A 12,823-nucleotide genomic window follows, 5' to 3' on the forward strand; every position below is an offset into this window, starting at 1 on the left:
TTAACTTTAAAATCAAAAAATTTACAGTAAAAAAACAAAAGCGGACAATACACGATTATTGCAACGTATTGCTTACACCCTTTTTATTGATATAAATTATGAGTTCCTGTTAACGAAAGCAACATATACGGGGGGAAATAAAAAACAATAAACACATTAAAAATCAATGGCTAATAAATTAATTTAATGAGCTTGGGGCACAGCATAGTAAGATATGTATAAAAAGGCTCAAATTAAGCTTAGTGAAATTACTAGGTTAATTTGAGCCATAAACATAAGTTGTCTAAATAATAAACTCGTTACTAAAACTTATATTTAAACCCAGCAAAGTAAAGGCGGCCTACGATGCTATATAGATTTGAGTCGTAACTTAGGTCTGGCTTTAGAACAGGGTCTTTATCAGCAACGTTATTTATACCTGCTGTAAGCTCTAAATTCCAAGGTGTTACATATGTGTAATTGATATCAACAATATTATAAGAACCTAATTCACCTGCAGGAGTAAAAATAGTACCGGTTTCATCAGCTTCTGTTTTTTCTGCAGTTGAGGCAACATGATTATAGTTAACGTTCACCATATGAGACTCAAGGCTCCATGTTAAACCTAAGCTTACACGACGTTCTGGTAAACTAGCACGACCAATCTTATCTACATTTGCATAACCAATGATATCTGGTTCTTTGTAAGTCAGCACTTCTGACCAAGCAAAGTTCGAACGTAATTCACCTACATTACCTAAATCAAACAATGCATTAAGTTTGAAATCTAGACCGCTTGTAGAAAAACCAGGTATATTAGCCATCGGTGCTGTTACTAATAATGAGCGCCCTGCTGGATTTCCGCCACGGTCTACTGATACTTGATCATAACCCGCTGCGTTATCAGAAGGATCTTCTGGATCACCTAATAAACCAGCTAACTCTAAGTCAAACACATCTTGTGCAGACAATGAACTTACTTGGTTTGTAATATCAATATCATAGTAATCTAAAGATACATCTATGCTTTCTGTTACGTTGTAAACAACACCAAGGTTGATGCTTTCTGATTCTTCAGGCTGTAAGTTATCTGAACCTATGTAATAAGTCGTATGTTGCTGTGTACGGCAATCACCTCGTGATGTACCAGCAGCCTTACATAAAACAACATCTTTAGCTGACGCGGCAGACTCTTGAGGAGCTTTATACAGGTCTTCAAGTGTTGGAGCTCTGAAACCCTTACCCCAAGATGCGCGTAGCACTAATTCATCTAACGGTTGAAATTTTATCGATGCTTTAGGAACAAATGAAGAACCTACGTCACTGAAGTCATCATAACGAGCAGCAAAATTCAACTCAATCATATCTGTAACAGGCACTAGTAATTCAGCGAAAACGGCTGATTCAGTACGGCTACCAGCAGCAGAACCACCAGCTGTACCTATAATGTTTTTAGCTTCATTTTGCGCTTCAGCTTGGTCAAAATAATCAGTTTCACGATAACTTGAACCAATATAAAGACCTAAATCACCACCAGGTAGTGTTGCTAGCTCGTTGAAACTAACACCTGCTGTCACTTCACGTAGTGTGCTACCTGAACGACGATTACTATTTGCAGCAAAGCTTGCTAATTGGTCTTTATATGCGGATTGGTCTGGGTCACGCGGATCCCAACCATCAGTAATTGCGCTCTCAACACTAGGACGGTGCACATAGCCTTGTCCCCACTCATTCATATCATAGCGGTTATAATGTGCATCAACATGCCAATCTAGTAGATCGTGCATACCGTTTAAAGACGCACTCCAATCTGACATATTGCTAACTTGCGATGTATCACGTGCACCTATTGAATTAAAACGATAGTAACCACGATCACCTTTATTTACAGCAGTTAAACCTTTGTCAGCGTCTGCAGCCATATCGATTGGGAAAGTAAACCAACCTGCGGCTGGTGCATATCGACCGAAGCTCTCATTGCGTGAGTTTAATGAACGGAAATTAAACACTAGATCATCATTAATATCATAATCAAAGTTAACAAATACGGAGTCACGCTTTGTAGATGCTGCATCTGCTGCAACAGCTGTGTAGTCGTAATGACAACCATCATCTGCAGGGTAATCAGGTGCATCATTATGATACTTAAATGCATCACCATATGCAGAACAATCTGTGCCGGTAATCATTGGGTTAAATTCAAAAGTTTGCATATCTAGAATATTACGACCATACCAACTTTGACCAGTAGTACCTGCATAAGTACCTGAACCATCATCAGTTGAGCGAGTAAAGTAGCGATCGCGTTGGAAAATAATATCGCGCTCATCATGTTCATAACTAAATACTAAGTTAGAGTTCTCTGATTTTATACCTGTAATGATTGAGAATGAACCTTCATCACCGCCACCATCGCGACTAGGTGAACCCATTCGACCTTGAATTTGCACACCTTCAAAATCTTTTCGTAATATAATATTGACTACACCAGCAATTGCATCTGAACCATATACCGCTGACGCGCCATCACCCATTACTTCAATACGCTCTACAGCTGCAAATGGGATAGTATTTAAATCCGCAGCACCACCACCCATTACAGGTGAACCCGGCATTTTTTTACCGTTGATCAATACTAATGTACGTGCAGAACCCAAACCTCTTAAATTTACTGTTGCTTGGCTTTGTGCTGTATTACCCGATGATGGTTGAATTGAACCGAATGAGTTAAATGTTGAACGATTTAATACATCAGCAACACTTAGCTGACCAGAGTTATCAAGAGCTAAGCGATCAATAACAACAACTGGGTTTGCACCTTCAAGGTCTGTACGTTTAATACGCGAACCAGTTACTTCGATTCGCTCAACTTTCTTAACTTCGTCATCAGCCGCTAGAGTATTTGCAGAAAACACAGCTGTTGATGTAGCACCAAAAGCAATCGCTAAGCGAACAGCTTTTGAAATTTTATTATTTAACATTTGATTCTCCCTGGGACCACTATCTTGTGGTTATTTTTGTTTCGTTTTTGTGAACTATCGAAACATTTAGGTTTCGAACACACAAAGATACTAAACAAAAAAACGAACACTGCCAACATCTGTTTACTTTTATTTAAACTAAATTGTAAATAAACACCAAATAATAAACAAAAACGGGACAAATGATGTTGTTTTAGGGACTATAAACAAACCGACTCAAACCAAATGTTCTTATTTTGTTACCGTAAAAGATACACTATCCCTACATTTGGTATTATATACCGAGGTTTAATTGCGCTTTTTTTAAACTAATAAAGTCTTGGTTGAGGGGAGTTAATATCATTTGAGCAATTGGTTTGATCTGTTTTTCTACGTAGATTGCATAATCAAACTTATGGTCAACGAGATATAATTGAGCACCTGACGTTGTATATACATATTCAACTATTTGACCTTTACTTATCTTAAACTCGGGGTGAGTTGCTTGGTGCTTTTTAACGGCTTGTACTTGGGGGGGGATGTTTTTTTGGTAATCAGCCAAATGCTGACCGAGTTTTTTCCTGTATACGAGTTTATCGTCAAATTCTCCGGCATATAACCGGCTAATGTAGCTTTCAATAATAGGGTGTAACATTGCAACGTTAAAAGCGTCGCTGAATAACGTTTCAAAAAGCTCAGTTTGGAACTCATGTGCTAATTGTGTCCAATCACTGCGCACGGTTTCCATACCTTTAAACACCAGTTTTTTTTCGTCGCCTGTTTGTACTTGACCAACATAGCGTTTTTTTGAACCGGTGGTTTTACCACGTATGGTTGGCATAAAAAATGGGCTATAAAGTGTTTCAAACTCTATTTCTAAATAACTTTGCGTTGCAAAGCGTTGTTTTATAGTGTGTTGCCACTTTTCATTAATTGTTATAGCGAGTTGCTTGCCGATTGCTTTACAACCCTGTGGATCAAGTTCATCGGGTAAACTCACAAACGTTGAATCCGTATCACCATAAATAACCGTGTAACCAAGCTCTTCAATCCATTGCCTGGTAGTTTGCATAATTTCATGACCGCGCAAAGTAATGGAGCTGGATAAGCGTGGATCATAAAACCGGCAACCTTTGGAGCCTAGCACACCGTATAAACTGTTCATGATAATTTTAATCGCCTGTGACAGCATGGGTTGAGCTGTGTTTTTTGCGTGTTGCCTTGAGGATGCTAACTTTTTAATTAGGTTTGGCAAATGGTGTTCTGTGCGGGAAAATAACGCCCCCTCAAACCCCGCGATTGCGTTATCAGGATCATCTAAACCACGAATTAACCCCAGAGGGTCAATACAGAAGGTTTGCATAATAGATGGATACAGGCTTTTAAAGTCCAGCACAATCACATTTTTATAAAGCCCAGGGATTGATTCCATTACAAACCCGCCAGGGCTTTCAAACGATAATCCATGATCACCTAAGTTCGGTGCAACGTACCCACTGCGATGTAATAAAGGTAAATATAAATTAGTAAACGCAGCGACAGAGCCGCCCATTCGCTCCAATTCAAGCCCTGTTAGTTGCGTACGTACAATAGCAAATTCAATAAGCTTTAACTTTTCAAAGATACGATTAACGAGCACGCAGTCTTGTCGGTTATAGGCTGCGAGTGAGAGTTTATCTTCATTGTATTGACGAATAATTTCACTCAGGCGGTTATCGCTTTGAATTAATTTTTTTTCGCCCAGTATTTTGTGGCTTACATTTGCTAACGAAAAACTATCAAAATGGTAGGTGGCATTTTTTAAAGTATCAATACCATCTATAACGCAGCGACCGGGCAAGGTTAAGCGAGTAAAATGCCCTTTTCTGATCTGTAGTTGTCCATTACCTCGACCAAACAACAATTTAACACCAAGAGCATCCGCGCGCCTATTGAGTACATTAAAATCAAACTCAATGACATTCCAGCCAATAATAATATCAGGGTCAACTTGCTGTATCAGGCTTTTTAACTGATTTAATAAATCGATTTCATCATGGCACCAACAAATTATTTGTTCACTGTGTTGTGGCTCGCCAACCATAATCACGCAATCAATGCCCTGACCCACTAAGCCAACTGAAAACAATACACCTTCACCACTGCATTCAATATCCAGTGACAGCGTTTTAAACTGTGGAGTATAAGAATCAGCTGCTTTTAGTTGTGCGTTATCAATTTGAATAAAACCGGCTTGCTGAGTCACATCTCCGGTAACCCATACTCCACCACGAATAAAACGCTCCATTAAAAAGCGATCGCTGTGGCGCACATCGCCTTCATATACTGTGATGTGCTCATCTAAAGTGTGGCTTTCAAACAGCTGTCTTGCTTCATATAGCGCGTGTGAGCTTGAAAAATAACAGGCTATGCATTCTTCACCACTGAAATGTTTGATGGAAACATCTTTAAACTCGGCGCTTATATTTTGTTTTAATAGCAAGTGCTGTGCTAAAGCGTGTTGCTTTCTAGGAATAAAAAATACAGCGTGTTGATTTGGTACTAACACTTTTATCGGTCCGTGATCAGAGCTTAGCCAATAGCACAGTGTGATCCCGCAATGGCGACTATACTTGTCTGCAGCATATTGCTGCCTTGAAAGTATAAAGCCTTGATAGATTGCTTGTGTCAATGTTCGATCCCAATTAATATACAGCACTGTAATTATATACATACTTTAGGTTATTCCCCCATGCTTTCTGATGCATTAAAAACGACGATAAGAAAAATTCATAAGCATGTGGCTGATAACCTCAGTGATTATCGCCCTCGAAGCAGTCAAAATTATTTAGTCGCCGAAATAGCCAAAACACTGGCGGGTGAATACCACAAAAAACAGCGCATTTGTGTTATTGAAGCCGGCACGGGTACCGGTAAATCCCTCGCGTATTGTTTAGGGGCATTACCACTGGCGCTTGCACAAAAAAAGAAATTAATTATTTCTACCGCCACCGTTGCACTACAAGAGCAGCTAATAAGTAAAGAGCTGCCATTTTTTAAAAAGCATTCAGGCTTAGATTTTAAATTTGATTTAGTGAAAGGTCGTCAGCGCTATATATGTGCGCATAAACTACATAACGCCATAAATGGTGATAATCAAACACAAATGGAGTTTATGCCAACCCTTGCTTCGCCACTGAGCGCAATGGAAACTAGATGCTTGCAACAATTATACGATGCTTACACCAAGAAAAAGTGGCAAGGCGATCGAGATAGCTGGGCTGATACTATTCCCGACCGCGTTTGGGGATTAATTGCCTGTGATAAACATGCATGCCAACGGCAAATGAAAGCGCACCAAACCTGTCCATTTCAACTTGCCCGCCAGCGCTTAATGCAAATGGATGTGTTAGTAATTAATCATTCATTGCTATTGGCTGATCTTGATTTAGGGGGCGGTAAAATTTTACCCGAGCCTGATAGTTCGATTTATGTTATAGATGAAGCGCATCACCTTGCACACATTACTCGCGACTTTTCATCTGCCGCTGCAACAATTAAAGGCACCATTGACTGGCTTGATAAACTCACCAAGTTCAGTGGTAAAATGGCCAAAGTACTTGTGGGCCAAAAAGCCATTGGCCAAAACTTTAAACTGTGCGACAGTATAAATGATGCCAATAAAGACTTAAAAGTCGTGCGTGATATTTTAGATAATGCCGATTTTAACTATTCAAAAGACGATACATACCGCTTTGAGCATGGTGAAATTCCTGAGTCATTACACACTAAAGCCAAAGATATCAGTGAAGCTACGCTCGATGCCCTTCGTTGTTTAAATAAAATGCACGACACCCTGGTGCAAGATGTCAGTGATGGCGATATCAAACCTTATGTTGCCGATCCTATCTTAGGTGAAAGCGGCCATTACATAAATCGCTTAGAGCAACTCAATAAACTATGGTACAGCTACGCCACTAAAGGTGAAAGCACGCCGCATGCCCGTTGGATAAAGCGCTTAGAGTACAAAAACCATCACGATCATTTATTAAGCGACTGCCCCATTGAAGTTGGCTACTATTTAAAAGATAAATTATGGCGACAATGCGCTGGCGCTGTTTTATGCTCAGCGACACTGACAGCGCTTGGATCATTTGATCACTTTGCCTATGAAACAGGATTAACTAAAGAAGAAGGCGTAAAATATTTAAAAGTGCCTTCGCCTTTTGATTACCCTAATCAAGCCACGTTACATATTCCAACCTCAAGTATAGAGCCAACTCATAAAGAGTTTAGTGATCATTTAGCTAAGGTATTACCCAATCATTTAAATAAACAACAAGCTAACTTAGTATTGTTTGCGTCTTATTGGCAAATGGATCACGTAGTCAAAGAGTTACGCACTAGAAACCTTGATATTTTAGTCCAAGGTGAAATGTCGCGCGAAGCGCTATTAAAGCAACACACTAAAAATATCGACGCAGGTAAAGGCAGTATTTTGTTTGGCACGCAAAGCTTATCTGAAGGGCTCGACTTGCCGGGTAAATACCTTGAGAATTTAGTGATCACTAAAATTCCATTCGCCGTACCCACCTCCCCGATTGAAGAAGCACAAGCTGAATTTGTACAAAGCAAAGGAGGGAACCCATTTTTATCGATTACCGTGCCTGATGCAGCCAAGAAATTAGTACAAAGCTGTGGTAGACTGCTGCGTAAAGAGAACGATCAGGGACGGATCACCATCCTAGATCGCCGTTTAGTGACCAAGCGCTACGGTAAAGCCATGCTTGATACACTACCACCCTTTAAAAGACAAATTGATTATTAATGTTTGAACTTGCACTTGACCCAACAACCTGGGCACTCCTTTGCGCCGTGGCTCTGGCCGCCGGTTTTATAGACGCAATTGCCGGCGGCGGCGGTATGCTAACTGTACCCGCACTATTAACCGCAGGCCTGCCTCCGCATTTAACATTGGGCACAAATAAACTCGCTGCCAGTTTTGGCTCACTGACCGCCAGTGTCACTTATTTTCGGAAGCAACTATTTAACCCTCGATTTTGGGCCGCATCTATTGTTGCAACTGCTATCGGTGCATTACTTGGTACGCTGATTGTTGATTACCTCAGTATTGAATTTTTAAACAAGTTACTTCCTGTTGTGATCATTATGGTAGCCTGTTACAGCCTATTTGGTAGTTTAAGCACAGTAGAACACAACCAATTACCGCCACTAAATAGAGCGACTAAAATCAAACAATGGCTACAAGGCCTAAGCTTAGGTTTTTTTGATGGATTAGCCGGTCCTGGAGCGGGGACTTTTTGGACAGCATCTAATAGCTTACTCTATAAAATGAGCTTGCTGCTGAATTGTGGTTTAGCGCGTTCAATGAATTTTGTATCAAATTTTGTCTCCCTCATTACTTTTATAGCACTTGGCCATGTTAACTTTTTATTGGGCATCACCATGGGCTTCTTTTTAATGTTAGGTGCATGGATAGGTGCTCATTCAGCCATACGCTTTGGCAGTAAATTTATTCGCCCGGTATTTAATACCGTTGTGATAATCCTAGCGCTAAAACTAATTTATGAGGCGTATTTATAAATGCGTGCAGACTCTTTTGATAAACTTTGCCAGCAAGTAACAACATTAAAGCAACATGCTGAACAATTTGATAAAGCTAAGTTATTCGCTAAAAATAGGTATATGCAGGCACAACCAAGCCTATTTGATCGGGGTGTTTTCACTACAAAAAGCATGAAATTAGTTGATTACGTGCTGGAAATTGAAGATGAAGTAAATAGCCTTCCGCCATTGGAGCGCCGCCATGCCCACAATTATGCGTTAGAGCGTATTGGCAATCAGGTACAAGCAGTATTTAATGTCATTAAATCTACGCCTATTTGGGAAAAAGAAAACAAAAGCACGTATAAACCCCGCAATAAGCCTGTGAGTAAATCGCCACCTTATCAGCAAGCTGTAAAGCAAATTATGCAGCCTGCCCATGAGTTATACGACGAGCTTAAACAAAATCACGAATTCGAGCGCCGCTTAGTACTGATGGTCGAAGAGTGTAAGCTGCGAATGCAAAATGTGGGCCCTGTAAAAGCCAAAGCCATAAACTTGGAGATACTGGCTCTGCACGCGCGCCTTGGTCGTTGTCGCAAAGCCATATCAGCCACCGAAGAAAAAATTCAAATCGTAGAGAAACAGCAACTACGCTAGAGCGTGTTGCCTTTGTAGATTGAAATTTATTCAATCTAGGAGAAGCAACACGCACCATAGGCGCCGCCTTGCCTACATACCAAATAGACTGCTGCAAAATCAATCACGAAAGGTCAACATGACCTAGCACCCGTTCCTTAGCCTTCTTAATAATATAGCGTTTGTCGATTTATCCTGTCGCGTGGTATAAACTGAAGTAGCTGAAATATAAATTTGGAGCAACACTAGTGCGATTACATGACGATATTCATAACTTTTATGAAAAGATAGTTATAGAGGAAATAATCAAACGCGAGCTCGATAAGCAGTATAACGAAGATGTTATGGCCGACTTTTGCTGCACTGTACTAAACCAGCTTCCACCTCGATATATTCGTTATGATGTAGATATGGCGTTTTATCTACCGCAAGCCGAACGTATACAAATGGAAGAACGCGTAGCCATAGCTATTAACATTGCCATTGAACAAATAGCAAAAAAAAAGAGTCTGCATGAGTAAAGAGTTAACCCAAGCACCTGTACATGTAAAATTAGCAGTCGACTTAATCATGCTACTAGAAGAGCACAATGTAGCAACTGAAGATGTACTAAAAGCCCTTGAGATCATAAAAAACGACTACGAAAAAAAACTAATTCAATAAGCCAGCATTAAGCTGGCTAACACCTCCTTAGCCCTACTCCCCTTTAAATATAGCAACATACGTAGGTTGGGTGTTTGATTTACTAGCGCGGTACATACCACTTGTATTAAAAGGTAAACTAATATTACCTTTAGTATCAACGATGATCACTCCCCCCGTGCCACCTATTGGTTTTAACACATCATTAATTACTTCATCACCCGCTTGATCAATCGTTTTATTTTGATATTTAACCCGAGCACAAATATCAGCAGCTACATTGTAGCGAATAAAATACTCTCCATGCCCAGTTGCAGATACTGCACACGACTCATTTTCAGCGAAAGTACCAGCACCAATCACTGGCGAATCTCCTATACGACCAAAACGCTTAGCAGTCATACCGCCTGTTGATGTACCTGCAGCTAAATTACCCTTTTTATCAAGTGCGACTGCACCAACAGTGCCCATTTTATAGTTCACAGGTAACGCATGATGTGCGGCTTGATAATTTTTACTCGTTACTTTGGCTTTATCTAACTTTTCTTTTGCTTTTAGCAATGCCTTATAACGGTTCTCTGTATCAAATAAGTTATTCTCTACCAACGGAATACCGTGTTCTTTCGCGAATTCTTCAGCACCTTGACCACTAAGCATTACATGAACTGACTTTTCCATCACCAAACGCGCTAGGTTTATTGGGTTTTCAATGTGCTTTACACCCGCTACAGCGCCCGCTTGACGGCCCCGCCCATCCATAATAGAAGCATCAAGTTCATGGCTACCGTCATATGTATAAACAGCACCGCGCCCAGCATTAAAGTAAGGTGAGTTTTCTAACACATTAATTGCTGCCGTCACCGCATCTAGGCTTTCACCGCCCAGCTCAAGCACCTTATAGCCTGTTTCTACCGCTTCTTGTAGTTTGGCTCGATAGGCCTTTTCTTGCTCTGGGGTAAAACGACTTTTTTCAATTGTGCCTGCGCCGCCATGAATAGCGATAGCAAATGGAGTTGATGTGTTCGCAATTGTACTAATGGAGTGAGTGCTTAAAGCAATGGCTGCCACACTAATAAAAGCATTTAAGAGAGGTAGTTTCATACTGGCCAGTAACATTTAAAATAAGTAATTATAATGTGAATAAATTGGCGATGAATTACAACCTTAACTAGATAAAAGGCACAAAAAAAGCGCCTAAAGGCGCTTTTTCTCAGTTTCGGTGAAATTACGCTTGTTGCGCTTTCAAACGAGCTAAACGTGCTACTTGGTGAGTAGACGTTAAAAATGAGTAAATTGGTGCTAAATAACCACGTTTACGAAGCTCTAAGAAAGCTTCATCACTTAACTCATTCAGTTTTTTCTCATCAATCAGGTAAATACCGTTGATGTCTTTTTTCTCGCCTTTAATATCAACTGTTAGTGTTTGTGCTACTAAAAGCTCTTTATCCGCAAGGTATTTAGTGAATGCTTCAGTTACGTGAGAAAATTCAATAAATGATACTAGCGCTTCTTTACGACGTTTTAAGTAATCAGTTTCTTCGCCGTTTTCAAATAATGCATTACCTTCAGCATCACCCACTAAAGGGCTAGCTTCATCAATAACGATACCGTATTGATCTTCTTCTGGGTGTTTTACTAGACCCAGTGGGTAGCGTGTTGTTGCCATAGGTGCAAACGCTGCAGTCCACTTACCATCTTGCACAAAAAGATTTTCGCCTGGCTCTAAACCAAACATAGCTACGGCCTGAAATTGACCTGTCTCGTTATTTTTAACGAAAGACATTGGGAATTCATTCGCAACTCGTGCAAACTCATGTGCAACTACAGGCACTAAGTGTTGAGTTTTTAAAAATTCTACGTTAATGCCGTTTTGAATTTTAGTGTTGGCATGTTTTTCATTGTGTAAAGGCTGTACTTGTTGCTCCGCCATGTTACTGCTCCGTTATATATAAATTAATTTTTTTGCTGTTAGTACCTAAGGCTAAAGGTTTTGACGGCAAAAAGGAAGTGAAAATTTTGTGGCAATTTGCACATAATAAAATTGATTTAAGAACACCGCCTATTATTCATTCGGCTAGGTTGTTTGTAACAGCTATTAAAGTTACTACACTAGATTTTGACAGCGCTGTCCAAGATCAGTATATTAATTATTAACTAACTGTAATCGTAGCAATATACGTATTCACAATAAAGTAGAATTCGGTAAATGAGAGACTTAAAGCTAAACCCAAAAATGAGTATAGAGAAGAAATTAATCCCTGGCACTACGCTTTGTGTGTATATTATTGATGATTTCTTATTAGATGCTGCGAGTGTAATAAATTTTGCATATAATATCGCTTACTTTAATCCTATGTTTTCTGATAACTCATACTACCCTGGTAAGCGTGATAACATGCCTCAGCCATATCTCGACTTATTGCAAACCTTTTTTCAAAATACAATGTTGCCCGTACTAGAGCTAGGTAATGATTACTCAGCGACTGTACATAAGTGCTTACTATCATTAATTACTTGTGAGCCTTCAAGTTTACTTTTAGAGCAGAAAATACCCCATATAGACTCATGCGATGGAGATGATTATGCTTTCGTCCATTATTTATCACCAGCGGAACTCGGTGGGACAAGCATATATAAATATACTCCCGAAAACTTAATTCAATTCTCAGAAGAGCATAGGTATCTACTAGAGCATATGATGCCAAAAGTTGAAAATAGCCAAGAAGAACATCATGGTTATATTAATTCTACAACGAGCTTATTTGAACAAGTTTTAACTATCAAAGCTAAATTCAATCGTCTTGTAATTTATCAAGGAAACTTGCTGCATAGTGCAAATATTACATGTACAAAAAGTTACAGTAACAACCCCAAGCAAGGCCGATTATCAATAGCATCTTTTGCTAGTATTAAGAGTAATTAAAAGTCATTATCTATCTAAATAAAACAGGTAATTTAATATCAGAACGGGATCGAGTTTTGAGTAATCTAGGTAATAACTCAGCTACTACCTAGCTTAATGTGAACGATCTGTAGACATCATTTTAAAGGACATTAGA

At 39.6% G+C, this 12,823-nt stretch carries 10 protein-coding genes; 6 read left to right on the plus strand and 4 right to left on the minus strand.

Annotation, left to right across the window (positions count from 1 at the left end):
- Nucleotides 1-302: 302 nt before the first annotated feature.
- On the minus strand, nt 303-2,960 hold the full coding sequence (locus tag A7967_RS13090) for a TonB-dependent receptor plug domain-containing protein (protein ID WP_054205459.1): 2,658 nt from the start codon (nt 2,958-2,960) through the stop codon (nt 303-305).
- A gap of 274 nt (nt 2,961-3,234) precedes the next feature.
- Nucleotides 3,235-5,652 (minus strand): DNA polymerase II, encoded by a 2,418-nt coding sequence (locus A7967_RS13095; protein WP_439951183.1) that lies wholly within the window; start codon nt 5,650-5,652, stop codon nt 3,235-3,237.
- Between the two features lie 18 nt (nt 5,653-5,670).
- On the opposite strand from A7967_RS13095, the gene dinG reads away from it, so the two are divergent.
- The 5 genes from dinG (at nt 5,671) to A7967_RS22410 (ending at nt 9,785) form a co-directional block, all read left to right on the plus strand.
- Nucleotides 5,671-7,746: an ATP-dependent DNA helicase DinG gene (gene dinG / locus A7967_RS13100; protein WP_054454193.1), complete on the plus strand. Its 2,076-nt coding sequence runs from the start codon at nt 5,671-5,673 to the stop codon at nt 7,744-7,746.
- A complete protein-coding gene (locus tag A7967_RS13105) occupies nt 7,746-8,522 on the plus strand; it encodes a TSUP family transporter (protein ID WP_054454191.1) in 777 nt (258 codons plus the stop codon). The genes dinG and A7967_RS13105 overlap by 1 nt, the downstream gene beginning before the upstream one ends.
- Complete coding sequence (locus tag A7967_RS13110; protein ID WP_064435776.1) at nt 8,523-9,143, plus strand: primosomal replication protein; 621 nt, start codon at nt 8,523-8,525, stop codon at nt 9,141-9,143.
- A gap of 227 nt (nt 9,144-9,370) precedes the next feature.
- Nucleotides 9,371-9,643 carry a late competence development ComFB family protein gene (locus tag A7967_RS13115; RefSeq protein WP_064435777.1) on the plus strand — a complete coding sequence of 91 codons (273 nt, stop codon included), beginning with the start codon at nt 9,371-9,373 and terminating at the stop codon, nt 9,641-9,643.
- Entirely contained in the window at nt 9,636-9,785 is a 150-nt protein-coding gene (locus A7967_RS22410; RefSeq protein WP_082379041.1) for a DUF2496 domain-containing protein, read from the plus strand. Before A7967_RS13115 ends, A7967_RS22410 begins: the two co-directional genes overlap by 8 nt.
- 33 nt (nt 9,786-9,818) lie before the next feature.
- Here A7967_RS22410 and A7967_RS13120 read toward each other — a convergent pair whose 3' ends face one another.
- A complete protein-coding gene (locus A7967_RS13120) occupies nt 9,819-10,865 on the minus strand; it encodes an isoaspartyl peptidase/L-asparaginase family protein (protein ID WP_054454187.1) in 1,047 nt (348 codons plus the stop codon).
- 124 nt (nt 10,866-10,989) lie between these two features.
- The gene (locus tag A7967_RS13125; RefSeq protein ID WP_054454186.1) at nt 10,990-11,694 is read right to left on the minus strand and encodes a SapC family protein; all 705 of its coding nucleotides are present in this window, start codon (nt 11,692-11,694) and stop codon (nt 10,990-10,992) included.
- 276 nt (nt 11,695-11,970) lie between these two features.
- Between A7967_RS13125 and A7967_RS13130 the strand changes: the two genes are divergently transcribed.
- Entirely contained in the window at nt 11,971-12,687 is a 717-nt protein-coding gene (locus tag A7967_RS13130) for a DUF6445 family protein (protein WP_064435778.1), read from the plus strand.
- Nucleotides 12,688-12,823: the final 136 nt, after the last annotated feature.

It is taken from the genome of Pseudoalteromonas neustonica (assembly GCF_001653135.1).
Lineage (GTDB): Bacteria > Pseudomonadota > Gammaproteobacteria > Enterobacterales > Alteromonadaceae > Pseudoalteromonas > Pseudoalteromonas neustonica.

Excerpts from the sequence above, each read along its gene's own strand:
- A7967_RS22410 (WP_082379041.1), top strand. The coding sequence starts at position 9,636 with ATGAGTAAAGAGTTAACCCAAGCACCTGTACATGTAAAATTAGCAGTC.
- A7967_RS13105 (WP_054454191.1), top strand. The coding sequence starts at position 7,746 with ATGTTTGAACTTGCACTTGACCCAACAACCTGGGCACTCCTTTGCGCC.
- A7967_RS13130 (WP_064435778.1), top strand. The coding sequence starts at position 11,971 with ATGAGAGACTTAAAGCTAAACCCAAAAATGAGTATAGAGAAGAAATTA.
- A7967_RS13110 (WP_064435776.1), top strand. The coding sequence starts at position 8,523 with ATGCGTGCAGACTCTTTTGATAAACTTTGCCAGCAAGTAACAACATTA.
- dinG (WP_054454193.1), top strand. The coding sequence starts at position 5,671 with ATGCTTTCTGATGCATTAAAAACGACGATAAGAAAAATTCATAAGCAT.
- A7967_RS13120 (WP_054454187.1), bottom strand. The coding sequence starts at position 10,865 with ATGAAACTACCTCTCTTAAATGCTTTTATTAGTGTGGCAGCCATTGCT.
- A7967_RS13095 (WP_439951183.1), bottom strand. The coding sequence starts at position 5,652 with ATGTATATAATTACAGTGCTGTATATTAATTGGGATCGAACATTGACA.
- A7967_RS13125 (WP_054454186.1), bottom strand. The coding sequence starts at position 11,694 with ATGGCGGAGCAACAAGTACAGCCTTTACACAATGAAAAACATGCCAAC.
- A7967_RS13090 (WP_054205459.1), bottom strand. The coding sequence starts at position 2,960 with ATGTTAAATAATAAAATTTCAAAAGCTGTTCGCTTAGCGATTGCTTTT.